This is a genomic window from Pasteurella atlantica, from assembly GCF_963693435.1.
GTDB lineage: Bacteria > Pseudomonadota > Gammaproteobacteria > Enterobacterales > Pasteurellaceae > Phocoenobacter > Phocoenobacter atlanticus.
In genome coordinates, this window is record NZ_OY856306.1 from 1,167,235 (window position 1) to 1,191,183 (window position 23,949).

The 23,949-nt window shown below is 35.3% G+C and carries 23 protein-coding genes; 11 read left to right on the top strand and 12 right to left on the bottom strand.

All coding sequences use genetic code 11. The features are described from left to right. Positions 1–8 precede the first annotated feature (8 nt). The 9 genes from cas1 to U9966_RS05600 form a co-directional block, all read right to left on the bottom strand. Positions 9–1,082: a CRISPR-associated endonuclease Cas1 gene (gene cas1 / locus U9966_RS05560; RefSeq protein ID WP_306346920.1), complete on the bottom strand. Its 1,074-nt coding sequence runs from the start codon at positions 1,080–1,082 to the stop codon at positions 9–11. 9 nt (positions 1,083–1,091) lie between these two features. Continuing rightward, the gene (gene cas2 / locus U9966_RS05565) at positions 1,092–1,376 is read right to left on the bottom strand and encodes a CRISPR-associated endonuclease Cas2 (protein ID WP_306346921.1); all 285 of its coding nucleotides are present in this window, start codon (positions 1,374–1,376) and stop codon (positions 1,092–1,094) included. A 36-nt stretch (positions 1,377–1,412) separates the two neighbouring features. After that, positions 1,413–2,984: a glutamine-hydrolyzing GMP synthase gene (gene guaA / locus U9966_RS05570; protein WP_306346922.1), complete on the bottom strand. Its 1,572-nt coding sequence runs from the start codon at positions 2,982–2,984 to the stop codon at positions 1,413–1,415. Between the two features lie 8 nt (positions 2,985–2,992). Further along, positions 2,993–3,421, bottom strand: a complete 429-nt coding sequence (locus U9966_RS05575; protein ID WP_306346923.1) for a type II toxin-antitoxin system VapC family toxin — start codon at positions 3,419–3,421, stop codon at positions 2,993–2,995. Then, on the bottom strand, positions 3,421–3,732 hold the full coding sequence (locus U9966_RS05580) for a type II toxin-antitoxin system Phd/YefM family antitoxin (protein WP_322631683.1): 312 nt from the start codon (positions 3,730–3,732) through the stop codon (positions 3,421–3,423). The genes U9966_RS05575 and U9966_RS05580 overlap by 1 nt, the downstream gene beginning before the upstream one ends. A gap of 76 nt (positions 3,733–3,808) precedes the next feature. Beyond that, positions 3,809–5,272, bottom strand: a complete 1,464-nt coding sequence (gene guaB / locus U9966_RS05585; protein WP_306346925.1) for an IMP dehydrogenase — start codon at positions 5,270–5,272, stop codon at positions 3,809–3,811. A gap of 93 nt (positions 5,273–5,365) precedes the next feature. Continuing rightward, on the bottom strand, positions 5,366–5,944 hold the full coding sequence (locus tag U9966_RS05590; protein ID WP_306346926.1) for a 5-formyltetrahydrofolate cyclo-ligase: 579 nt from the start codon (positions 5,942–5,944) through the stop codon (positions 5,366–5,368). Between the two features lie 149 nt (positions 5,945–6,093). Then, on the bottom strand, positions 6,094–7,200 hold the full coding sequence (locus U9966_RS05595) for an ISAs1 family transposase (RefSeq protein WP_322631684.1): 1,107 nt from the start codon (positions 7,198–7,200) through the stop codon (positions 6,094–6,096). A 173-nt stretch (positions 7,201–7,373) separates the two neighbouring features. After that, positions 7,374–8,498 (bottom strand): ISAs1 family transposase, encoded by a 1,125-nt coding sequence (locus U9966_RS05600; protein ID WP_306347859.1) that lies wholly within the window; start codon positions 8,496–8,498, stop codon positions 7,374–7,376. 318 nt (positions 8,499–8,816) lie between these two features. On the opposite strand from U9966_RS05600, the gene cspE (U9966_RS05605) reads away from it, so the two are divergent. Both cspE (U9966_RS05605) and cspE (U9966_RS05610) read left to right on the top strand, forming a co-directional pair. Next, the gene (gene cspE, locus U9966_RS05605) at positions 8,817–9,026 is read left to right on the top strand and encodes a transcription antiterminator/RNA stability regulator CspE (protein WP_211599326.1); all 210 of its coding nucleotides are present in this window, start codon (positions 8,817–8,819) and stop codon (positions 9,024–9,026) included. A gap of 335 nt (positions 9,027–9,361) precedes the next feature. Then, positions 9,362–9,571 carry a transcription antiterminator/RNA stability regulator CspE gene (gene cspE, locus U9966_RS05610; protein ID WP_211598857.1) on the top strand — a complete coding sequence of 70 codons (210 nt, stop codon included), beginning with the start codon at positions 9,362–9,364 and terminating at the stop codon, positions 9,569–9,571. Between the two features lie 57 nt (positions 9,572–9,628). On the opposite strand, the gene glnE is transcribed toward cspE (U9966_RS05610), so the two are convergent. The 3 genes from glnE to rep all read right to left on the bottom strand — a co-directional run bounded on the left by glnE (position 9,629) and on the right by rep (position 15,870). Beyond that, complete coding sequence (glnE, locus tag U9966_RS05615; protein WP_306347063.1) at positions 9,629–12,526, bottom strand: bifunctional [glutamate--ammonia ligase]-adenylyl-L-tyrosine phosphorylase/[glutamate--ammonia-ligase] adenylyltransferase; 2,898 nt, start codon at positions 12,524–12,526, stop codon at positions 9,629–9,631. A 25-nt stretch (positions 12,527–12,551) separates the two neighbouring features. Then, entirely contained in the window at positions 12,552–13,637 is a 1,086-nt protein-coding gene (gene queA / locus U9966_RS05620; protein ID WP_306347064.1) for a tRNA preQ1(34) S-adenosylmethionine ribosyltransferase-isomerase QueA, read from the bottom strand. A 214-nt stretch (positions 13,638–13,851) separates the two neighbouring features. Continuing rightward, positions 13,852–15,870 (bottom strand): DNA helicase Rep, encoded by a 2,019-nt coding sequence (rep, locus tag U9966_RS05625; RefSeq protein ID WP_306347065.1) that lies wholly within the window; start codon positions 15,868–15,870, stop codon positions 13,852–13,854. 381 nt (positions 15,871–16,251) lie between these two features. Between rep and rpsB the strand changes: the two genes are divergently transcribed. The 9 genes from rpsB to U9966_RS05670 all read left to right on the top strand — a co-directional run bounded on the left by rpsB (position 16,252) and on the right by U9966_RS05670 (position 23,948). Continuing rightward, positions 16,252–16,989, top strand: coding sequence for a 30S ribosomal protein S2 (gene rpsB / locus U9966_RS05630; protein WP_306347066.1), 738 nt, complete (start codon positions 16,252–16,254; stop codon positions 16,987–16,989). Between the two features lie 108 nt (positions 16,990–17,097). Further along, complete coding sequence (gene tsf / locus U9966_RS05635) at positions 17,098–17,946, top strand: translation elongation factor Ts (protein ID WP_306347067.1); 849 nt, start codon at positions 17,098–17,100, stop codon at positions 17,944–17,946. A gap of 230 nt (positions 17,947–18,176) precedes the next feature. Continuing rightward, a complete protein-coding gene (gene pyrH, locus U9966_RS05640; RefSeq protein WP_306347068.1) occupies positions 18,177–18,890 on the top strand; it encodes a UMP kinase in 714 nt (237 codons plus the stop codon). A 194-nt stretch (positions 18,891–19,084) separates the two neighbouring features. Continuing rightward, the gene (locus U9966_RS05645; RefSeq protein WP_306347069.1) at positions 19,085–19,711 is read left to right on the top strand and encodes a LysE/ArgO family amino acid transporter; all 627 of its coding nucleotides are present in this window, start codon (positions 19,085–19,087) and stop codon (positions 19,709–19,711) included. A gap of 86 nt (positions 19,712–19,797) precedes the next feature. After that, positions 19,798–20,688 carry an OmpA family protein gene (locus U9966_RS05650; protein ID WP_306347070.1) on the top strand — a complete coding sequence of 297 codons (891 nt, stop codon included), beginning with the start codon at positions 19,798–19,800 and terminating at the stop codon, positions 20,686–20,688. Between the two features lie 14 nt (positions 20,689–20,702). After that, positions 20,703–21,251 (top strand): hypothetical protein, encoded by a 549-nt coding sequence (locus U9966_RS05655; RefSeq protein ID WP_306347071.1) that lies wholly within the window; start codon positions 20,703–20,705, stop codon positions 21,249–21,251. A gap of 118 nt (positions 21,252–21,369) precedes the next feature. After that, positions 21,370–21,927: a ribosome recycling factor gene (gene frr, locus U9966_RS05660; protein WP_306347072.1), complete on the top strand. Its 558-nt coding sequence runs from the start codon at positions 21,370–21,372 to the stop codon at positions 21,925–21,927. Between the two features lie 96 nt (positions 21,928–22,023). Then, positions 22,024–23,214, top strand: a complete 1,191-nt coding sequence (gene ispC / locus U9966_RS05665) for a 1-deoxy-D-xylulose-5-phosphate reductoisomerase (RefSeq protein ID WP_306347073.1) — start codon at positions 22,024–22,026, stop codon at positions 23,212–23,214. Continuing rightward, the gene (locus tag U9966_RS05670) at positions 23,214–23,948 is read left to right on the top strand and encodes an isoprenyl transferase (RefSeq protein WP_306347074.1); all 735 of its coding nucleotides are present in this window, start codon (positions 23,214–23,216) and stop codon (positions 23,946–23,948) included. The genes ispC and U9966_RS05670 overlap by 1 nt, the downstream gene beginning before the upstream one ends. Position 23,949: the final 1 nt, after the last annotated feature.

Genomic DNA, 23,949 nt, shown 5'->3' on the forward strand with positions numbered 1-23,949 from the left:
TTGTTACCTCAAAATGAAAATTCAATATTTTGCATCATTGTGTGTTGATTAAAATAATAATGTTCTAACAATTCTTGCCATTGTAATTCTGTTAGTTGCTGAGGAGATGAAGGTTCTATACTTTCTTTACGTTGTGGTAAATTAGGTAACTCAACTTCTTTCAATACTTGAATAATATCATGACAATTTTCTGTAAGTATTTTTCGCCATTGTTCCGCTTGTTCTTCATACGCTTTATAAAAGTTTATTCTTCCTGTTTTACCTAACATACATCCTGATTGAGTTGTTGAAAAGTATTCAATTCTCAATTCTTTACTACGAAATAACCCTATTAACCAATTATCTACAAGTGGACGAATTGGCTCAACCAAATCACATGCAAAAGACTCTCGAGAAAAATCAAGAGAGTGATAAAATCCAATATAGGGGTCAAGTCCTGCACCATAACTAGCTAAGACGGCTTCACTATGTAACAGAGTATAACTTAATGAGAGTACCGCATTAAAAGGATCTCGTGGTGGACGGCGATTTCTTCCATTAAAATCCAATGACTTGGGTAAATATTGACTTAATGCCATAAAATAAACAGAAGCAGCTCGTCCTTCAACGCCTCGTAATGAAGCAAGATTAGTCTGCTGGTTGATCTTTGTAATCAACTCATTTAATTCCTTTACTTTAGGTGTTAATAAAGATTGTTTATCTTCTCTCAAATTTAAAGCTTGTGATAACCAATTTTTTTGTGTTTCTAATTTAAGTTGAATAATTTTCTTTGAAAAAGCTAAACAAAAAGGCTCATTATGTGAAAGTTCATATTGTATGACTCTACGATGGGCATCATTATGGGGTTGAGGTAAAAATAAAGAGGGTATATTTTTTCTCCCGGATAAAAAAATAATTCCTATACCTCGTTTTCCTAATTTAGCAAGTAATGATGCTTGTAACTTTACATCACCTTTCAAATAAATACGATCAACCGAAACAAGAGGAATAGTGCCAATACGCTCTTCATTTTCATAACAAATTAACACTTCTCCACTTAATTTTAGCTCTACTCCTTTGCGATCAATATATAAACTAGACATAATTCCTCACTATACAATCAAAAAAGGGGAAATAGATTGTAATTCTGCCTTTCCAAATAATAAAGGTTTTGTACTCAGCGGAATTTGAAAAATGAAAATGCGATCTTCATCAAGATCCAATAACTCTACCAATTCTTGTTTAAATGTAATTAATTCAGATTCTGTTAACCAACACTCGTAAAAAGACTCTTGCCCTCCAATTGCATAAGTTTCAACTTTTTTATGTACCTTGTACAATCGCTTTGAATCACAAATGTCATAAGCAATAAGGTAGCGTAGCCTTGATACTTGCATTGTTTGATACTCAAAATCTCTAATAAAAAGTAAAAATTATTCCCACTCAATCGTCGCTGGCGGCTTACCACTCACATCATAAACGACACGAGAAATACCTCCAACCTCATTGATAATTCGGTTTGAGATTTTACCTAATAAGTCATAAGGTAAATGAGCCCAGTGTGCGGTCATAAAGTCGATAGTTTCAACGGCACGTAATGACACAACCCAGTCGTATTTACGTCCATCACCCATTACGCCAACAGATTTTACAGGTAAAAATACCGTAAAGGCTTGGCTGACTTTGTAGTACCAATCAGCATTGTGTAATTCTTCGATAAAAATAGCGTCTGCTTTACGGAGTAAATCGCAATATTCTTTTTTTACTTCGCCTAAAACACGCACACCTAAACCTGGTCCTGGGAATGGGTGGCGGTTGAGCATTTGTGCAGGTAAGCCTAAGGCTAAACCAATTTTACGCACTTCGTCTTTAAATAATTCACGCAACGGCTCAACTAAGCCAAGTTTCATATAATCAGGTAATCCGCCGACATTGTGGTGGGATTTGATCACGTGGGCTTTGCCGGTTTTACTTGCGGCAGATTCGATCACATCAGGATAAATCGTACCTTGTGCTAACCATTTTACGTTGTCGTGTTTGTGAGATTCTTCATCAAACACTTCCACGAATACATTACCAATGATTTTACGTTTTGCCTCTGGCTCATCAACCCCTGCAAGGCGATCTAAGAAACGTTGCTCTGCATCAACTTTGGTAATGTTTAATCCAAATTTATCACCAAACATTTCCATAACTTGTTCGGCTTCGTTTAAACGTAATAATCCGTTATCCACGAAAACGCAGTGTAATTTTTTGCCGATAGCACGGTGTAGTAATAATGCGACTACCGATGAATCGACACCACCAGATAAGCCTAAAATGACTTCGTCATCACCCACTTGTGCTTTAACACGAGCCACAGCATCTTCAATAATATTTTCAGCCGTCCATTTGGTTTCACAGCCACAAATATTGACCACAAAATTAGTTAATAAGCCTAAACCTTGTTTGGTATGGGTGACTTCTGGATGGAATTGTACGCCGTAAAATTGACGGTTTTCATCTGACATTGCCGCAATCGGGCAAGTTGGGGTTAAGCCTGTTACTTGGAAACCTTGTGGTAATTGAGTCACTTTATCGCCGTGGCTCATCCATACATCAAGCTGAGGATTTGAAGCGGTAAGATCATCATTTAATTTTGCAAATAATTGATCTTGTCCTTTTAATTCAACCTGTGCGTAACCAAATTCACGATGATTTGATCCTTCGGTTAAGCCACCAAGTTGCATTGCCATTGTTTGCATTCCGTAGCAGATACCAAGTACTGGCACGCCTGCATTAAATACATATTCAGGGGCTCGTGGGCTACCTTGCTCTGTGGTGCTTTCAGGTCCACCAGACAGAATAATCCCTGTTGGATTAAATTCACGAATTTGCTCTTCGGTAACGTCCCAAGCCCAAAGCTCACAATAGACTCCTATTTCACGCACACGACGAGCGATAAGTTGGGTATATTGTGATCCAAAATCTAAAATTAAAATTTTATGGTTGTGTATGTTGTTCATTTTGTTCTCTATTTTGAATGTTCTACAAAAGGATTAAATAATTTTATACCTAATCCTTCAAAATCTTTGGTATTGCGTGTGACTAAAATTAAATTGTGTTCAATCACACTCGCTGCAATCCAAGCGTCATTTTCAGGCGAAGGATCAGGAATATGCAATTTTGCACAAATTTCAGCAGTTTTTGGCGTAATGTTTAAAATGCGTCCATTAAGCATTTTCAGCACATTATTTTGATACCAATTTGTTAATGCTGTAAATTGTTTTGGATCTTTATACTTTTTTCTTAAAATTCCACGTTGTATTTCCATTAAAACGGTTGGATTAGTATAAAAGTCTTCTATGGAAGTGCTTCTAAACCAATCTACAACATTGGGATTTGCTTTCCCTTGTTTGATTTTTCGGATTTCAGAAATAAGGTTAGTATCAAGTAAAAACATTATTCATCCTCTAAACCATAATCTACAAATGGAATAGGGCGATTAGCTTTACAGCGTGGCGGAATATCAAACTCAATATCTGCCTCACCATAATCTTCTTGTGAACAAAGCCACTCGTAAGCACTTTGTTTTTTTTCCTGTTTTTGAACTTGATAATCATCATAACGCATTAGCACAAATTCAGGATTACCACGATTAGTAATAATAACAGGTTCATTTGCTGCGAGCTGTTTTGCTTTCGCTAAATTTTGATTAAATTCTCTACTTGTAATAAACATAAAGCCCTCTTTTGTTGCTACAATTTTTAGCATTGTAGCAACGATAAGTTTATTAAACAATAAATTTGCAAATTTAATACAAAATTTAACCGCTTAATTTTCTTAAATATTAACCCAAACGATAATTCGGTGCTTCTTTAGTAATACTCACATCGTGAACGTGGCTTTCTTTAATACCCGCACCGCTAATGCGTACAAATTCTGCTTTGGTGCGTAATTCGTCAATGGTCGCACAGCCTGTTAAGCCCATACAAGAACGTAAACCGCCCATTTGTTGGTGGATAATTTCTTTTAAATAGCCTTTGTAAGGAATGCGTCCTTCAATACCTTCTGGTACTAATTTATCCGCCGCATTATCTGATTGGAAGTAGCGATCCGATGAGCCTTTTGACATTGCTCCAAGGGATCCCATTCCACGATAAGATTTGAATGAGCGTCCTTGATATAATTCGATCTCACCCGGTGCTTCTTCTGTTCCCGCAAACATTGAACCGACCATTACGCAAGACGCACCTGCTGCGATTGCTTTTGCGATATCGCCTGAGAAACGGATACCACCGTCGGCAATCACAGGGATTCCACGATCTTTTAATGCTTCTGCGGCTTCTGAAATAGCGGTAATTTGTGGTACACCAACACCTGTTACGATACGAGTGGTACAAATTGAACCTGGACCAATCCCCACTTTCACCGCACTTGCCCCTGCATCTGCTAAGGCAATCGCACCGCTTGCGGTTGCAACATTACCTGCAACGATTGGTAAATTTGGGTATTTTGCACGGGTTTCACGCACACGTTGTAATACGCCTTCGGAATGACCGTGACTGCTGTCGATTAAAAGTACATCAACCCCCGCTTTAACTAAGGCTTCAATACGTTCTTCATTACCTTCGCCAGCTCCAACAGCCGCACCAACACGCAGACGTCCAAATTCATCTTTACACGCATTTGGTTTTTCAGCGGTTTTTTGGAAATCTTTTAATGTAAATAAACCTTTTAATTTAAAATTATCATCAACAATCAGTACTTTTTCAACTCTATGGGTATGCATCAAATGGAAAATCTCTTGGGTTGTTGCCCCTTCTTTCACGGTAACAAGTTTTTCTTTTGGTGTCATTAGTGCTGAAACACAGGTATTCATATCATCAACAAAGCGAGTATCTCTTCCCGTTATAATGCCTTCTAAAAGCCCATTTTCATTTACAACAGGGAAACTGGCAAAGCCATTTTTAGTCACAAGTTTAGATAATTCTCTTAATGGTAAATCAGGGGTTACAGTAACAGGATCTGAAACAACACCGCTTTCAAATTTTTTCACTTTACTGACTCTATCGGCTTGACGCTCAATAGACATATTTTTATGAATAAACCCAATTCCTCCTTCTTGAGCAAGAGAAATAGCTAATCTTGTTTCGGTTACCGTATCCATTGCGGCTGAAAGCATTGGGATATTTAAACGAATATCTTTGGTGAGTTGGGTGGAAAGGTTAGCGGTATTTGGTAATACCTTAGAATGAGCAGGAACGAGAAGGACATCGTCAAAAGTTAATGCTTCTTGTTTAATTCGTAACATTGCAAAATTCCTTATAATAGATAAAAAATGAGTTGGAAAGATTGCGAGAGAATTATACAGATAATTATTGTTATTGAAAAGATAATTATAACACTAGCCTAAAATAATATAATCTAATGGCATATCCCAGTGTTCAACAGGTAATTGGTTTAATTGTTGAAATCGATGAGCTAATCCTACACTAATTAATGTTTCAGAATTCTGGGCAAGAGTACGATCATAAAATCCGCCCCCCATTCCTAAACGGTTACCTTGTTTATCACAAGCGACTAAAGGCGTAAAAATAATGTCTAATTTATTTAATGGTAACACTTTTCTGACATCTAACTGAGGTTCTAGAATACCAAAGCGGTTAGATTTTAATGATTTTTTGCAATTTTTATTATATTCAATAAATAATAAATGACCTTTTGAAAATGGGTGTAAAACAGGCAGGTAAATTTTTTTCCCTTGTTTTGTTAGTTTATCAATGAGCGGTAATGGAGAAATTTCACCATTAAAAGGGAGATAAAACGCCAATCTAGTGGCAGAATGTTTTTCAATCAAACTAAGTGCTGGCTGAATAATATTTTGTGCAGCTTGATTTTGTTGCTGTTGTGATAATTCAAGCCGTTTAGTTTTCATTTCTTGGCGTAATCGTTGGCGTTGATTAGTGATATGATTATTATCCATAACCTTATTGTTATTTATAAATTTAGATTATTTTGAATATAACAAAAAGAGATAAAATTGCAAATTTTAAAAGAAATGTAACCGCTATACTTGGGCTAGATATATAAATCAATTATTTCATCAGGGCAACCGCGTACTTTGTCTATAAATTAATCACACACACCAAAAATAAGCTCAGACCTCATTTCATCAGACCAGCCAGCTGATTTCAGCTTGCTTTTCATACTATTTTTAGCTGGATGTAGTCGTGCTAAATTAAGCCCTAAACGCCTAATTATTGCCATATTTTCAACGCCATCCCCCAAATAAATCGTACTATCATCTTCTTTAAAAACAACATCAAGTACCCAATGCGCTTTATTTTCAACTTCCCAATGACCCCTAATATATTTCGCAAAGTCTTCGCAAGGAACATCTAAGCTACTGATATAAAATACTTTTTCTTCACTTTTCTTGCCATTGTCTTCTCTTATCCTATGAACTTGAATAAGGCTTTTAATTCCTGTCCAACCTTGAGATTCCAAAAGCCAATCACTTATTGGTAATTTTGAATAATACCGTTGATCTATTCGACTTCTTTCACAGTTAACTTCTTGAAACTTATCTATTTTTATTGATTTTTCTCGCACTACTTTATGAAAATAACTTTCTATTTCGTTTCTAAATTTCTTATGATTATTTTTCAATGGCATCACATAATCACTCTTCTTTTCTATGATTTTCTTCGTTATTTTCTTTTGCGTATTCATCGCATCTACCGTAATGACGGCTTGATTTAGCTCTAAAATATCTATCATTTCTAGAATGCTTTCATTCTCATTTTTCTTACCTTTGGACTTATTTTGAGCTAAAATTAATCCTCTTGAACAACTCCAAGCCGTAATACTATGTAGCGCATTATGAGGCTCTAAATGTGAACTGTTTTTTAATGTTTTACCATCTATTGCAATACACTCTTTGCCTTGTGATTTTCGTATCTCATTGATAAAATTAATAAAAATATAATTTAATTTCTCAGGATTTATCCGTCTTACAATACGAGCAATCGTATCATCAACAGGAATACCATTTTCAAAATCTCGGTATTTTCGTAACCATTTTATATTCAATTTACCAAACTGATGAATTTCACTCCATCCTTCTGCACCTGATATTACCGCACTTACGACAAGAAAAATAACATCTAAGAAGTCATGTTTTTTGTTTATATCTTTGCGAGGGTCTTCCAAATCTTTAAAAGCTGATAATATATTCATTTTTACACCTATTTGTTATTGAATAATAGGTGCTATTAGATCATATTTTTAAGAAAAGTGCGATCTTGCCCTGATTATTTCATAAGATATTTTATTCTCATTTTTTACTTTTAGACCTAATGTTGAATGAAACGAATTTTTTCTATAAGAGTAACTATCAGGGCAAGAGCATTTTAATTTATATTTAGAAGTAATTGAGCTCTAAAATTATCATCCAATGCAGCCATTTTTAGCTTACGTTTCATACTTGCTTTACGAGTTGTATCAGTTTTAACAATATTTAATGCTAGTTTTCTAAAAGCATTCATTACCTCAGCTGCATTCCCTCGCCTAATCCTTGAATTATCTTCATGGAAAGTCATATCTAAAGTCCAGTGTAAGCTATTTTCTATCGCCCAATGATTACGAATAATACTATTTAATCTTTCTGCATTAAGGCTAAGAGAACTTATATAATAACGGTTTTCTATTGTCACTTTTTCACCAATATGGCATTTAGCTTCTATACAAATTACGGTTTGGATATTCGCCCATTTTTTATGTTCTGTAAGCCAATTTTTATCAATTTCTAATTGAATACATCTTCGCTCTTCTATTCGTCCATGACCACTAGTAATATGCTCATAAATAGAATGACCAACATTTGCAAACTGTTCTCTATGACATTTGTGAAACCAAGCCTTAACTTCTTTATTTAACTGTCCTTGATTACCTTTTAATGACACCACATAATCCGCACCTTTAGAATGAATCTTATTGATAATAGCATGCTGACATCCCATTGCATCAAGTGTAATAGTGGCTCCTTTTACATCAAGTAAATCTAATAGTTTAGGGATTGCTGTAATTTCATTTGATTTACCCTCTACTTTTTGTTGTCCTAACACTAAGCCATTTTCACAACTCCAAGCACTAACCATATGTAGACTATCTTTTCTATTTTTTGTAGAAAAACTGCCTCTTGCACTTTTTCCATCAATGGCAATAATTTCTCCATCTACTTCTGTTATGAGTTCTTTAACCCAATTGATAAAACAAGTTTGAATAGCTTCAGGTTCTAAGCGACTCATTACCCTTGCTATAGTATCATGTTTAGGAATTCCATTATGAAAAGGTAAATAACGTCTCAACCAGTCTAGTTTTACGTGACCGAAGTCTTCTATATCTTCCCAACCTTCTGCACCAGATAGGACTGCACAGATAGATAGAAATAAAATATCTATAAGTGCATGCTTTTTACATCGTTCAATTCTAGGATCTTTGATAATTGAAAAGTGAGTAATAAAATTATTTGTCATATCAGTAAACCTTTTTTACATTTGTTACTGATCTGATCGTAAAAATAGTATTTAGTTCAATTTAAAATGATCTTGCCCTGGTAACTATAAATTAAATATTAAAAGTTGCTTGCTTTAATTTTATTAGTGTGTTTTAATAAAGACCTAGCTAAGAGCAGTTTAAAAAAAGTTAGTTATTATAGTTCTTCCTCATCATTTCAAAGTTTTTACTTTATTTCTTGATAGTCCTTTTAATATCCATCTCCATTTATAAAGTGATTAGTTTTACCGCTTGAATTTTCAAGCATTCAAATAAATTTTAAAAAATAAGGAAGACATATGTCTAAATTAACTGGTATCGTAAAATGGTTTAACTCTGAGAAAGGTTTTGGTTTCATCACTCCATCTAATGGTGGAAAAGATGTATTCGTACATTTCTCTGGTATCCTTGGTGATAACTATAAATCATTAAATGAAAATGATAACGTAGAATTCAGCGTTCAAGATAGCCAACGTGGACCATCTGCAATTGATGTAAAATTAGTCTAATTAGCTACTAAATAGATTTCTTAAGAAGCCCCTTTTAATAAGGGGCTTTTTTTATGATTGAAAAATTATCTATTATGTAACTGAGAGCTAATATTTTTAAGAAATACAAAAATAAATGTTAGAAGTAGTTGCTTTTATTTTATAAGTATGTTCTAATACAAACCTAGCTAAGAGCAGTTTAAAAAAGTTAGTTATTATAGTTCTTCCTCATCATTTCAAAGTTTTTACTTTATTTCTTGATAGTCCTTTTAATATCCATCTCCATTTATAAAGTGATTAGTTTTGCCGCTTGAATTTTCAAGCATTCAAATAAATTTTAAAAATAAGGAAGACATATGTCTAAATTAACTGGTATCGTAAAATGGTTTAACTCTGATAAAGGGTTTGGTTTCATCACTCCATCTAATGGTGGAAAAGATGTATTCGTACATTTCTCTGGAATTCTTGGTGATAACTATAAATCATTAAATGAAAATGATAATGTAGAATTCAGCGTTCAAGATAGCCAACGTGGACCATCTGCAATTGATGTAAAATTAGTCTAATTAGCTACTAAATAGATTTCTTAAGAAGCCCCTTTTAATAAGGGGCTTTTTTTATGGTTATGCTTTAAATAATTTATTCCAAATTCCAATCACAAATTCTCTCTCTAATCTAAACTGATTTTCGTTAACAAGACTATTTTTCCCTTGTAAATTAAGATGATGAATTTGATTTCGCAAAGTGGTGTAGCATTCTTTAAGCCTTTCCCCTTGCTCTGTCGTTAAAATATCACATTCCATTGCAGTATCAAAAATACGAACATTATCCGACCACACAGCCATTTTGGGATATTGGTTGGCATAATTTAAAACTAAATATTGGGCAATAAATTCAATATCTGTAATTCCACCTTGATCTTGTTTCAAATGAAATTGTTCTGTTGAATGAGAGGCTAAATGTTGATACATTTTTGCTCGCATATTGCAAATTTCTTGTTTTAAGTGACCGCTTACCCTTGCTTTTTTTAGAACATTTTGACGAATTTTCTCAAATTTCTGATTATTTTTCTCCGTACCATAAACACAACGGCTGCGTACTAATGCTTGATTTTCCCAAGTCCAAGCTTCATTGTGTTGATAGTTATCATAAGCCTCGAAAGAGCTGACAAGTAATCCAGACTCGCCAGATGGACGTAATCGCATATCAATTTCGTATAAAATACCAGAAGTGGTGTTTAAACTGAAAATAGAGTTAATTTTTTGAGCTAATTTTAAATAGAACTGCTGGCTGGAAATAGATCTTTTCCCATTAACCGTTATCCCATTTATCGGAGCTTGATGCAGAAAGACTAAATCTAAATCAGAATTATAGCCTAGCTCAATACCCCCTAATTTCCCGTAAGCGATCACGGTAAAATCACATTGATTTTCGGTGAGATGATTTGGATAGCCAAAGCGTTTCGTGAGCAATTTCCAAGCGATATTAACTACTGAATAAACAATTGTTTCTGCCAAGTAAGTCAGTTGATCGCTAATTTTCATCACAGGTAATTCCCCTAGAATATCGGCGGTGGCAATATTTAAAATTTGAGTTTGTTTAAATTGGCGTAACGCATCAATAATTTGCTCCTCATCATCTTCTGGAATACGCAGTAGATATTCAGATAAGGCTTGTTGATAGGCTAGTTTGGTATTTAAACAGCCAATTTTTTCTTTTAAAATAAACTCATCTAATAATATTGGGTGGCGAGCAATTTGCTCTGCAACCATTACCGATTTACCACAGAGTAGAATTAGGCGAGGTAAAATGTGTTTATTTTCTAATAATAATTCTAAATAGGTAGTACGAAGTGTGATTTTGTCAATAATATTAAGCAATCTAGGGAGTAATATTAAATATTCGCTTTGCTGAAAAATGTCGTCCATTACTCTTGGCATTAGTTTATTTAACACATTTCTGCCACGCACCCCAATCGGTTTTTTTCGCCATTCTTGAAGGGTATTGTTTAAATATTGCAAAATTTCAGGAATATCATCAGCTTTAACGGAATAATGATGAACAAGGCTATCAAGCTCTTTTTCAGGGATAGGGTAGTGTAAAATATCTTTCCAAAAGACTAAATGAGGTTCATCTTCTTGTTCCATTTCCTGTGATTCTTCACCAATAATTTGATTAAAAATAGCTCTAACATTTGCTTGGTGCTGATTTAGAACTATCATAAAACTTTGCCAGTCGGCAATTGGATAATCAACCTGCTGTTTGCCTTGTATAAAATGCTGACAAGCTAAAATTAGACGTAAACGATCCGTCTCATTACTCGGTAATGTTTGAGTCTGTTTATCATCAATAGCTTGCAATACATTTTCTATTTGACGAAAAAAAATATAGGCGTGATAAAGTTGTGTGATTTGCTCTTGGTTAAGAACCTGCTGCTGTTCAAATTCACACAGATTTTGTAACAAACTACGAGAACGCAAAGTTTTATTACGCCCTCCACGTATCATTTGAAAAGTTTGCACAATAAATTCAATCTCACGAATTCCGCCTGCACCAAGTTTGATATTATCTGTTAGGTTGCGGCGAATCACTTCACGGCTGATTTTTTGTTTCATCTCTCGTAGTGATTGAATAGCGCTAAAATCTAAATATCGGCGATACACAAAAGGACGAAGCAGTTGAGCAAGATAGCGATGATCAGGGTTCTTTGGATCTTCACCTAGAATTTTTGCTTTGATCATCGCATAACGTTCCCAATCTCGCCCTTGTTCTTGATAATAATCTTCCAGTGCGTCAAAGCTGAATACTAACGCCCCACTTTCACCAAAAGGACGTAATCGCATATCGGTACGATATACAAAACCGTCTATGGTAATTTGATCTAAGGCTTGGATTAAACGCTGTCCTAAACGAGTAAAAAACTGATAATTGGTAAGTGATTTACGCCCTCCCTCCGTCTGACCTTGATCGGGATAGCAAAAAATCAAGTCAATATCCGAAGAAAAATTGAGTTCGCCACCGCCTAATTTTCCCATTCCTAAAATAATCAGTTCTTGTGTTTCTCCCAGTGAATTTTTAGGTGTACCGATTTCTTCACATAAACGTGTAAATAACCAATTTCTGGCATTTAAAATTAAGCATTCTGCTAATTCAGATAAAGCAATAAAGACTTGCTCTACAGAAGCGAGTTTATTTGACTGTAAAAAGATTAAATTTGCCATTTCTTGATTACGGAACAAACGTAATTCTTTATGAAAAAGGGCTTTATCGGTAATGGTTGTAAGGCGTTGAGTTAGTTCGCTGTGATAGTCGTTTTGAACTTTAAGAATAGGGAGGTGCTGCAACCAATGTTGTAATAAATCAGGTTGTTTTTGAAGCTGTTTAAAAACAAAATCAGACATTGCAATACTGGTTATAAGCGGTGTGATTTTTTCAGAATTTTGCAAATTTTCAGGAATACTATGCTGTTGGAATAATTGATTAAGTTGTTGTTTAAATTGATTATTAAGTTTAATAAACATAGTAATTCCCTTGTTTTATATCATATTATGGTACATCATTTATCGCATTGGAATTTTTATCGATAAACATCGCATCGCCATAACTAAAGAAACGATATTGCTTCGCCACTGCGTGTTGATAGGCTTTCATACAGGTTGAATATCCAGCAAATGCAGACACTAGCATAATTAAAGTAGATTCTGGCAAATGAAAATTGGTCAATAACGCATCAATTACTCGGAATATTTTCCCAGGATAAATAAAAATAGAGGTGTCTGAGAAAAAGGGTTCAATTAATTGATTCGATTTTTCAGCGTGTTGTGCGGCACTTTCAATAGATCGAACAGAGGTTGTTCCTACTGCAATAACTCGTTTTCCATTCGCTTTAGTAGTCAAAATTTTATCTACAACTTCTTGGCTTACTTCCGCATATTCTGCGTGCATTTTATGGTCTTCAATATTTTCTACACGAACAGGTTGGAAAGTACCCGCTCCCACGTGTAAAGTAACGAAAGCAGTTTGAACCCCTTTTTGCGTTAATTTTGTTAATAATTCATCATCAAAATGAAGCCCAGCTGTAGGTGCTGCTACAGCACCTAGCTCCTTACTATATACGGTTTGGTAACGCTCTTGATCGGTTTCTTCATCGGGGCGATCAATATAAGGAGGTAATGGCATATGACCTGCACGATCTAATAATTCAAATAAAGGCTGTTCCTCTTCAAATCTAAGTTCAAATAAGGTGTTGTGACGAGCAACCATTGTGGCATTAAAGCCATTTCCTTCTCCTAGTTTATCTTCCCCTAAAATAATGGTTGAACCTTCTTTGGGTGATTTTGAGCAACGAATATGTGCTAAGCAACGATGTTCATCAAGTACGCGCTCGACTAAAACCTCAAGTTTGCCACCACTTAATTTTTTACCATATAAACGAGCAGAGATAACACGAGTATTATTGAATATAAGTAAATCACCTTCGTCAATATGATCTAAAATATTGATAAATTGTTGGTCTGAACATTGACCTGTTTTGCCATTAACATAAAGTAAACGACTTGCTGTACGTTGTTTAGTTGGATAACGAGCAATTAACTCGTTAGGTAAATCAAAATGAAAATCCGAAAGTAACACGTTATTTCCTTTATTTAGTGTTATGAAAAAGTATAAAATACTTCCTCATTTTAACGTATTTGCTGTACTTTGACTATGAGAGAAAGAAGGCATTTAATTTTATATTCAGGACAATAGCTCATTTTTAACTATTCTAACTATTGATTTTTTAACATTAATAGTTAAAAAATCCCAAAAGATCTATTTTATTCCTTTTTTGTGATACCACTTACATTTACTTATTCCCCTGCAACATAGCCCTTAATCTCGCCACATTATCCGACACTTTTTCCTGTTTTTGCTGTTCCGTCATAGAGGGTTTATCTCGTTCCCACTGTAAATCATCTTGGGGTAATTCCATTAAAAAACGGCTAGGTTCAGGCTTAATAATTTCGCCATATTGACGACGTGTTTTACACAGTGAAAATGTCAAAGTCTGTTGGGCTCGAGTAATGCCAACATAGGCTAAACGACGTTCTTCTTCAACGTTATTTTCGTCCATACTGGTTTGGTGAGGGAGTAATCCCTCTTCCATTCCGACTAAAAAGACGTGCGGGAACTCTAAACCTTTTGAGGCGTGTAAAGTCATTAGTTGCACTTGATCACTCTCGTCATCATCTTCGCTACGCTCTAACATATCTCGTAAGGTTAAGCGAGTGACGACTTGGGCAAGGTTCATTGGTTCGTTGATTTCATCGCCTGCTAGCATTCCCTCTACCCATTCAAACAAGGTTTCCACATTGCGACTTTGCATTTTTGCGGCTTTTGGATTGTTAGCGTGTTCGTATAAATAAGCCTCATACTGAATTTTGGCAAGCATATCTTTTATTGCAAAAATTGGATCAGATCTAACCGCTTGATCCGATAATTCCACGACCCAACGTCCAAAATCTTGCAAGGCCTGATAAGGCTTTGGCGTGATCCGTTGAATTAAATCAAAATCAAAAATCGCCTCAAATAAACTCACTTGTTTTTCATTCGCAAGATTACCCAGTTTCTCTAAGGTTGTCGCCCCGATCTCTCGGCGTGGGGTGTTTACAATACGTAAAAATGCGGCATCATCATCTTGATTTACCAACAAACGCAAATACGCCATCATATCTTTGATTTCAACACGTGAGAAAAAGGAGGTTCCTCCTGAAATTTTATAGGGAATGCGGTTTTGTACGAGCATTTTTTCCATCAAACGTGATTGATGATTACCTCGATATAAAATCGCATATTCTTTGTATTTTGTTTTACGAGAAAAACGGTGTGCAATCAACTCGCCAACAATACGTTCTGCCTCGTGCTCTTCATCTTTTGCTTCGATTACATTAAGCTTCTCGCCCTGAGCAAGCTGTGAAAAAAGACGTTTTTGAAAAACGTGAGGGTTGTTATCAATCAAGATATTGGCACAATGTAAAATTCGCTGACTTGAGCGATAATTTTGTTCTAATTTAATCACATTCAGATTCGGAAAATCGGCTTTTAAGCGTTGCATATTTTCTGGTTTTGCACCACGCCACGAGTAGATAGACTGATCATCATCGCCCACAACAGTAAAATTTGCTTGCTCGCCCACCAATAATTTTATTAGTTCATACTGACTGGTGTTGGTATCCTGATATTCATCCACTAATAAGTATTGAATACGCTGTTGCCAACGCTGTTTTACCTCGTCATTTTTTTGAAAAAGTAAGGTTGGAAGCATTATCAAATCATCAAAATCAAGGGCATTATAAGATCGTAATTGATTTTGATATTGCTGATAAAAATAACTAAATACCCGAGAGCGATCATCATTTGTCTGTGCAATCACTTGCTCTGGTAACAACAGGCTATTTTTCCAATTTGAAATTTGGCTGATTAGTTGTTTCAGTAAATCTTTATCTTCGGTGACATTTTCAGGCAATAAATGTTTGAGTAAAGCAATCTGATCGTGATCATCAAACAGCGTCATCCCAGATTTAAAACCGAGAGATTTATATTCACGTTTGATAATATCAAACCCTAAGGTATGAAAAGTAGAAATCGTCAGCCCTTTGGATTTTTCTTTACCGATTGAATGGGCCACACGCTCTCGCATTTCACGAGCGGCTTTATTGGTAAACGTAACCGCAGCAATATGCTTTGGGGAATAATCACAATGGCTGATTAAATGAGCGATTTTATTGATTATAACCCTTGTTTTGCCTGAACCTGCTCCAGCAAGTACTAAGCACGCCCCTTGGGTATATTCTACGGCTTGTTGTTGTTGTGTATTTAGTTTCATTGATGATCATTGTTTGAATACCATAAAGACAGAACATATCCTGTCTCTACAATAATGATGTAATAGAGAATATAAAAAATTCTAGCATAAAAATCAGTAAATACAATTTAATTAATATACGAAAAAATACTAGCAATTTATCCTAAATTTTGGTATAAATACGGCGTTTTTTGTGTGCGAAAAACTTTCGTTCAAAAAAACAAACAAAACAATTTAATTTTAATTCGAAATCACACACATATTTTTAGTTAATAATTGGGGTGCTGAACAAGGTGATACGTCACTTTTTAGGTCAAATTATTAGAATATGTGGAGGCTAAACCCCGCTCTATGTAATAATGTAATATTAAATAGGGCAAACAATTTAAAGGAAAAAATCTTATGGCACAAGTTTCTATGCTAGATATGCTAAAAGCTGGCGTTCACTTCGGTCACCAAACTCGTTACTGGAACCCAAAAATGAAACCATTCATCTTTGGAGCACGTAATGGCGTTCATATCGTTAACCTTGAAAAAACAGCACCAATGTTTAATGAAGCGTTAAACGAATTAACTCGTATTTCACGTAATAACGGTAAAGTTCTTTTTGTAGGAACTAAACGTGCAGCAGGTGAAGCAGTTAAAGCAGCAGCACTAGATTGCCAACAGTTCTATGTAAATCACCGTTGGTTAGGTGGTATGCTTACTAACTGGAAAACAGTTCGTCAATCAATCAAACGCTTAAAAGAGCTAGAAGCTCAAACTCAAGATGGTACTTTTGATAAAATTACTAAAAAAGAAGCGTTAATGCGTACTCGTGAGCTTGAAAAATTAGAATTAAGCTTAGGCGGTATTAAAAATATGGCTGGTCTTCCAGACGCAATTTTTGTTATCGGTGCAGATTATGAACACATCGCAGTAAAAGAAGCCAACAATCTTGGTATTCCTGTATTTGCAATTGTTGATACGAATGCAGATCCTGATGGTGTTGATTACATTATTCCTGGAAATGATGATGCGACTCGTGCGATCCAACTTTATTTAACTGCAGCAGCAGAAGCAGTTAAAGAAGGTCGTGGTCAAGAAAAAGTAAGTGAAGAAACTTTCACCGCTGAAGCAGAAGCTCCAGTAGCAGAGTAATTCATCGTTAGCTAAGACTAACTTAATTGATAGGTTAGTCTTTAAAACATTAGTGAAGCGGGGATATCCCTGCTTTATTTTAACTTATTTATAATCGAGGATTAAAAAATGGCTCAAATTACAGCATCATTAGTAAAAGAACTTCGTGATCGTACTGGCGCAGGTATGATGGAGTGTAAAAAAGCATTAGTTGAAGCAGATGGCGACATTGAATTAGCAATTGACAATATGCGTAAATCTGGTCAAGCAAAAGCGGCTAAAAAAGCAGGTCGTGTTGCAGCTGAAGGTGTAATTATCAACCGCATTGATGGTACTTTTGGTCTTTCACTTGAAATGAACTGTGAAACAGACTTTGTTGCAAAAGATGCAGGTTTCTTAAGCTTAGCAAATGAAATTGCTGACTATGCAGTTGCAAACAAAGTATCTGATGTTGAAGTGTTAAAAGCAAAATTTGAAGATCAACGTGCAGCATTAGTGGCTAAAATTGGCGAAAATATGAATATTCGTCGTGTTGCTACCATCGAAGGTGATGTTTTAGGTTCATACTTACACGGTGCAAAAATTGGTGTTATCGTTGCAGCTAAAAATGCAGATGATGAGTTAGTTAAACACATCGCTATGCACGTTGCAGCAAGTCGTCCAGACTTTGTTAAACCTGAAGATGTTCCAGCAGCAGTTGTTGAAAAAGAGCGTCAAATTCAAATTGATATCGCAATGCAATCGGGTAAACCACAGCAAATTGCTGAGAAAATGGTTGAAGGTCGTATGAAGAAATTCACTGGTGAAGTGTCATTAACAGGACAACCTTTTGTTATGGATCCTTCTAAATCAGTCGGCGATTTATTAAAAGAGAAAGGTGCGGATGTTTCTAGCTTTATCCGTTTTGAAGTGGGTGAAGGTATTGAGAAGCAAGAAACAGACTTCGCAGCAGAAGTTGCTGCAATGTCTAAAGCATAATAGCTTAAACAAGGCGAACAAAATGTTCGCCTTTTGTTTGGTTATAATATTTGGATATAAAATAGAATTTTATTATAAGCGGTAAGATTAGAGTAAGAATTTGCAAATTTTTGAAAAAATCATACCGCTTGTTATAACATTTTTATGTATTGTAGAGACAGGGCATGCCCTGTCTATTTCTACATATAAAATATTCCATTTTATGAAATGATATAAATTAAGAGGTAGATATGAGCAAGCCAATTTATAAAAGAATTTTATTAAAACTAAGCGGTGAAGCCTTGCAAGGCGATGAAGGATTTGGTATTGACCCTTCTATTTTAAATAGAATGGCAAGTGAAGTGAAAGAACTCGTTGCAATGGGTGTTGAAGTTGGGATTGTTCTTGGTGGTGGAAATCTATTTCGTGGAGCGAAATTGGCTCAAGCAGGAATGAACCGTGTAGTCGGCGATCATATGGGTATGCTTGCAACGGTGATGAATGGTTTAGCAATGCGTGATGCATTACACCGTGAAGATGTAAATGCAAAATTGATGTCTGCCTTTGATTTAACGGGTATTTGTGATAATTATAATTGGTCAGATGCCATTAAAATGTTGCGTGAAGGACGAGTTGTGATTTTCTCAGCAGGTACAGGTAATCCATTTTTTACCACTGATTCAGCCGCTTGTTTACGTGGTATCGAAATTGAAGCGGATGTAGTGCTAAAAGCCACTAAAGTTGATGGTGTGTATGATTGTGATCCTGAAAAAAATCCTAATGCAATACTGTTTAATACATTAACTTATGCAGAAGTGATTGATAAAGAATTAAAAGTAATGGATTTAGCTGCTTTTACGTTAGCTCGTGATCATAAAATACCAATTCGTGTATTTAATATGGGTAAGGCTGGAGCATTGAAAAAAGTAGTTTTAAGTACAGAAGAAGGAACAACAATTTCTTAAGTATCAATATTTTAAAATTGTGTCACTGAAAAGTGACACAATTGCGTTTCTCCCTTTCTTTTTCAATAACACCATTTCTAGATTGTTGCATTTAACTTTGTGGCAGTATTTCAACTATTAAATTACCTTGATCTTGTTATATATTCTTGTTACTTTCGAATTTGTTATTTATTTTTTAAAGGAGTGGTTGACCTATGTTTGATATATTTGTAACGGGTTTTTTAACTTCTGCCACCTTGATTATTGCTATCGGTGCTCAGAATGCGTTTGTTCTAAAACGTGCTATCAGTAATAGTCATATTTTTATTACAATTTTAGTCTGTTTTTTATGTGATTTTGTATTAATGAGTATAGGGGTTTTAGGATTGGGGCAGCTAATCATTGATAATACCATAGCAAAACTTGGGTTGTCGTTATTAGGGGCGATGTTTTTACTTTTTTATGGGATTTCTTCATTAAAAAGTGCATTTCAGAATAATACGATGGAAGTGGTGATCGATAAAACACATATCAGTAAAAAAGTGGCAGTTCTATCAACACTGGCTATTACATTGCTTAACCCTCACGTGTACTTAGATACAGTCGTTATTGTGGGAGGTATCGCCGCGAATTTGAATTTTTCACAAAAAATTTATTTTTTGATAGGAGCTCTTTTCGCATCATTAATATGGTTTTTAGGATTGGGGTATGGTGGTAAGAAATTAGCCCCATTATTTGCTAAAGCTTATATGTGGAAGATTTTAGATGTGATTGTTGCAATGTTAATGTTTTTTATTGTCTATAAGTTACTTTTGTTTGCGTATCAATTGTTTATTTCTTAATATTTGTTATTTGGGTAGCTTTACTTTTTGTAAAGTATGTAGTAGATTTATCAATCAGGTCATCATCATTGGAGGGTATAAATTAAATGAGAAAGACGACTAAAAAGTATTTGATAATGCTGATTGTCTTATGGATAGTTGGTTGCTTATTACAGAGTTGTGTCTGTTGTGGAAGTGATGTAAAACAAGGGACAAATGTAGGCTTCAATTTAGTTGGAGATAATTTTGAGCTCGATGGCAAAGATGGGTTCAATTTTGTTGAATCTGAGTATGTTCCTGTGCAACCTTATTCAGAAGAATTACAATCAAATTTAACTAAAACAGTTAACTATCTTAAGGATAATTCAGCAAGACAACTTACTGTTACTGGTCTATTTAATCCCAATGAAGTTAATTCATCAGTATTTCCTGATTTAGGACTCGCTCGAGCTAAACAAATTAAAGATCATTTTGGTTCGTTGGGTGCAAATAGTCAGCAAATTATGATAGCAAGTAGAGCTTATCCTGAGGCAGTTAAAAGTCAAAATAATCAGTATTTAGGTATGGCAGAATTTTCAGTAAAAGAACTCGATAAAGATGCGCTATCTTCTCGTGATAAAATGATGCAAGCATTGTTGGAAGATGTAAGTAAAAACCCACTAATGTTATATTTTGAAACAGGTGCAACAAATCTAAAATTATCAGAATTACAACGTCAAGGATTGTTGAAAATTGCGAGTTATTTGGATTATTCTCCATCAGCAAAAGTTTCAATTACAGGACATACAGATAATACGGGTGACCCTGAAAAAAATATTTTGATAGGTAAAGAAAGAGCAACATTTGTTGCAAATTACTTAGAAAAAAATGGTTTGAAAAAATCACAACTTGATATCGATTCTAAAGGTTCTGATGAACCTATTGCAGATAACAGTAGTGCTGAGGGGCGAGCGAAAAATCGCCGAGTTACTATTTCTATTGATAAAATGTCACAATAACGGAGAAAAAATTTATGTGTTGGATTATTCCTTTAATTGTTGGTTTGCTTAGTGCCTTATTAGGTTATCTGATTGGTAAAAGCAAATGTGAAGAGCATAACAGAGTGATTAAGCAGTTAACTGAGGAAAATAATACTCTGAAATCAAAGTTGAGTACTTGTGAGAAAAGTTTGGCATCATCTAAAACTGATGACTTGGTTTCAGCATCAGAACCTGAAGTGACTGCTTTTAGCTCTAGTGCCGAGAAAGAAACTGCGAGCGTTACATTTGATGCAAATAAAGCAAAAGCTGTTTTTGGTAAAAGAATTAAGGAAAATGACTTAACTATTATTGAGGGAATTGGTGTTAAGATTGCAGAATTATTTAACCAATCAAATATTACAACTTGGAAACAGCTTGGAGAACTTAGCGTAGAAGAGTGTCAAGAAATCCTTAAAAAAGGAGGAGATCGCTTTAAAGTTCATAAACCTGGTACTTGGCCTCGTCAAGCAAAATTGGCAGCTGAGGGAGAATGGCAAAAATTATTTGATTGGCAAGATCAACTTGATGGTGGAAAAGAGTAATCATCATATAAATAATATAACTTTAATATTTGAGTTATAAAATAACACTAGGAAAATTAAGGCAGATTCGGTACAATCTGCCTTAATTTTTTAGCTATTTATCAAAAAGGACGATTAAATGATTAATGAAATAAAAAAAGATGCAGAACAACGTATGACTAAAAGCTTAGAAGCGTTTAAAGATCATATTTCTAAAGTACGTACAGGTCGTGCGCAACCTGCTTTATTAGATGGTATCCAAGTTTCTTATTACGGTGCATTAACCCCACTTCGCCAATTAGCAAATGTGGTGGCAGAAGATGCAAGAACACTCGCGGTAAGCGTATTTGATCGTAGTTTAATCAGTGATGTTGAAAAAGCAATTATGAGTTCAGACTTAGGTTTAAACCCAATGACAGCAGGCACCACAATTCGTGTACCACTTCCACCATTAACAGAAGAACGTCGTCGTGATTTAATTAAAATCGTAAAAGGCGAAGCAGAGCAAGGTAAAGTGGCGGTGCGTAATGTACGTCGTGATGCGAACGATAAAATCAAAGCATTATTAAAAGATAAAGAAATCAGTGAAGATGAAGAGCGTAAAGCACAAGACGAAATTCAAAAAATTACCGATCAATTCATTAAACAAGTTGATGAAGTGTTAGCAGGTAAAGAAAAAGAATTATTGGATTTCTAATTTTTTAAAGCGGTCGGATTTTAGTTGTTTTTTGCAATTTTTTAAATTTTTGTAAATTTTATATAAAATCTTACCGCTTCATTTATATTTACTATTATGAAAAAAATCACTATTTTAGGTTCAACAGGTTCAATCGGAAAAAGTACCCTTTCTGTGATTGAACGTAACCCAGAGCGTTATCAAATTTTTGCACTCGTTGGGGGCAGAAATGTTGAGTTAATGTTTCAACAATGCTTAAAATTCCAACCTCAATTTGTCGCCTTAGACGATGAAAATGCCGCTCAACAATTAAAAATCGCTTTGCAATCTCATTCAATTAAAACCGAAGTATTAGCGGGTAGCCAAGCGATTTGTGAATTGTCGGCTCACGCTGATGTGGATATGGTAATGGCGGCGATTGTTGGGGCGGCGGGCTTGTTGCCGACCCTTGCTGCGGTAAAAGCAGGTAAGCAAGTACTGTTAGCGAACAAAGAATCGTTAGTGACTTGTGGGCAGATTTTTATTGATGAAGCGAAAAAATCGGGGGCAAAGTTGTTGCCTGTGGATAGTGAACATAATGCGATTTTTCAATCTTTACCGCCACAAGCACAAAATCAAATCGGATTTTGTCCGTTGGCAGAATTAGGGATCAGTAAAATTGTTTTAACAGGATCGGGTGGTCCATTTAGAACCAAACCGTTAAGTGAGTTTTCAAGTATTACGCCTGCTCAGGCTGTCGCACACCCAAACTGGTCTATGGGGCAAAAAATCTCCGTTGATTCAGCAACGATGATGAATAAAGGCTTGGAATATATTGAAGCACGTTGGTTATTTAATGCCAGTGAAGAGGAGATGGAAATTATTATCCACCCACAATCCATTATTCACTCAATGGTGCGTTATATTGACGGCAGTGTGATTGCTCAAATGGGAAATCCTGATATGCGAACCCCGATTGCTCATACAATGGCGTATCCAGAGCGTATCTATTCTAACGTTGCCCCCTTAGACTTTTTTAAACTCAAAGAATTAACCTTTGTTGAACCAGATTTCGCTCGTTATCCAAACTTAAAATTAGCCATTGATGCATTTAGAGAAGGGCAGTATGCGACAACAGCAATGAATGCAGCGAATGAAATTGCGGTGGAGACTTTTTTAAATAATCAAATTCGTTTTACGGATATTGAACAGGTTAATCGCTCAGTTGTAGAAAATATTGCACCAGTAAAAATGACTGAAATTGCGGACGTATTACATATAGATAAGTTAGCGAGAGAGCTAGCACAACAACAGATATTACAAATATAATGAATGAATTAGACATACGTTTTGATTTAGACAGAATGCCACAACACGTTGCTATTATTATGGACGGCAATGGACGTTGGGCAAAACAGCAGGGTAAACTGCGAGTTTTTGGTCATCAAAATGCAATGAAAGCGGTCAGAACTGCGGTAAATTTTGCCGCTCGTCATCAAATTAAGGTGCTAACACTTTATGCGTTCAGTAGCGAAAATTGGTGTCGCCCACAAGATGAAGTGTCTGCCTTGATGTCACTTTTTATGAAAGCGTTAAACAGTGAAGTAAAAAAATTACATAAAAATAATATCTGTTTAAAAGTGATCGGCGATACATCGGCATTTAGTGATGAGTTACAACAAAAAATTATTGAATCAGAGAAATTAACCCAAAATAATGATGGTTTAATTCTTAATATTGCCGCAAATTATGGCGGAATGTGGGATATCACACAGGCGACAAAAAAATTAGCGTTACAAGTAAAATTGGGCGAAATTGCCTTAAATGAAATTACTGAACAACAGCTACAACAGAATTTAATTACAGCAGAGCAACCACAGGTAGATCTCTTGATCCGTACCAGTGGTGAACAACGAATTAGTAACTTTTTGTTGTGGCAAATTGCCTATGCGGAGCTGTTTTTTACCCCTGTATTATGGCCTGATTTTAACGATGAAATTTTTGTACAAGCGATAATGGCTTACCAACAGCGTGAACGCCGTTTTGGTGGCTGTGAATCGTGAA

Coding starts and splice junctions, on each gene's coding strand:
- U9966_RS05600 (WP_306347859.1), bottom strand. CDS start 8,498: ATGACAAATAATTTTATTACTCACTTTTCAATTATCAAAGATCCTAGA.
- U9966_RS05580 (WP_322631683.1), bottom strand. CDS start 3,732: ATGCTAAAAATTGTAGCAACAAAAGAGGGCTTTATGTTTATTACAAGT.
- U9966_RS05670 (WP_306347074.1), top strand. CDS start 23,214: ATGAATGAATTAGACATACGTTTTGATTTAGACAGAATGCCACAACAC.
- U9966_RS05595 (WP_322631684.1), bottom strand. CDS start 7,200: ATGAATATATTATCAGCTTTTAAAGATTTGGAAGACCCTCGCAAAGAT.
- glnE (WP_306347063.1), bottom strand. CDS start 12,526: ATGTTTATTAAACTTAATAATCAATTTAAACAACAACTTAATCAATTA.
- cspE (WP_211599326.1), top strand. CDS start 8,817: ATGTCTAAATTAACTGGTATCGTAAAATGGTTTAACTCTGAGAAAGGT.
- U9966_RS05575 (WP_306346923.1), bottom strand. CDS start 3,421: ATGTTTTTACTTGATACTAACCTTATTTCTGAAATCCGAAAAATCAAA.
- guaA (WP_306346922.1), bottom strand. CDS start 2,984: ATGAACAACATACACAACCATAAAATTTTAATTTTAGATTTTGGATCA.
- cas1 (WP_306346920.1), bottom strand. CDS start 1,082: ATGTCTAGTTTATATATTGATCGCAAAGGAGTAGAGCTAAAATTAAGT.
- tsf (WP_306347067.1), top strand. CDS start 17,098: ATGGCTCAAATTACAGCATCATTAGTAAAAGAACTTCGTGATCGTACT.
- U9966_RS05645 (WP_306347069.1), top strand. CDS start 19,085: ATGTTTGATATATTTGTAACGGGTTTTTTAACTTCTGCCACCTTGATT.
- guaB (WP_306346925.1), bottom strand. CDS start 5,272: ATGTTACGAATTAAACAAGAAGCATTAACTTTTGACGATGTCCTTCTC.
- rep (WP_306347065.1), bottom strand. CDS start 15,870: ATGAAACTAAATACACAACAACAACAAGCCGTAGAATATACCCAAGGG.
- ispC (WP_306347073.1), top strand. CDS start 22,024: ATGAAAAAAATCACTATTTTAGGTTCAACAGGTTCAATCGGAAAAAGT.
- U9966_RS05655 (WP_306347071.1), top strand. CDS start 20,703: ATGTGTTGGATTATTCCTTTAATTGTTGGTTTGCTTAGTGCCTTATTA.
- cspE (WP_211598857.1), top strand. CDS start 9,362: ATGTCTAAATTAACTGGTATCGTAAAATGGTTTAACTCTGATAAAGGG.
- U9966_RS05590 (WP_306346926.1), bottom strand. CDS start 5,944: ATGGATAATAATCATATCACTAATCAACGCCAACGATTACGCCAAGAA.
- U9966_RS05650 (WP_306347070.1), top strand. CDS start 19,798: ATGAGAAAGACGACTAAAAAGTATTTGATAATGCTGATTGTCTTATGG.
- pyrH (WP_306347068.1), top strand. CDS start 18,177: ATGAGCAAGCCAATTTATAAAAGAATTTTATTAAAACTAAGCGGTGAA.
- rpsB (WP_306347066.1), top strand. CDS start 16,252: ATGGCACAAGTTTCTATGCTAGATATGCTAAAAGCTGGCGTTCACTTC.
- frr (WP_306347072.1), top strand. CDS start 21,370: ATGATTAATGAAATAAAAAAAGATGCAGAACAACGTATGACTAAAAGC.
- cas2 (WP_306346921.1), bottom strand. CDS start 1,376: ATGCAAGTATCAAGGCTACGCTACCTTATTGCTTATGACATTTGTGAT.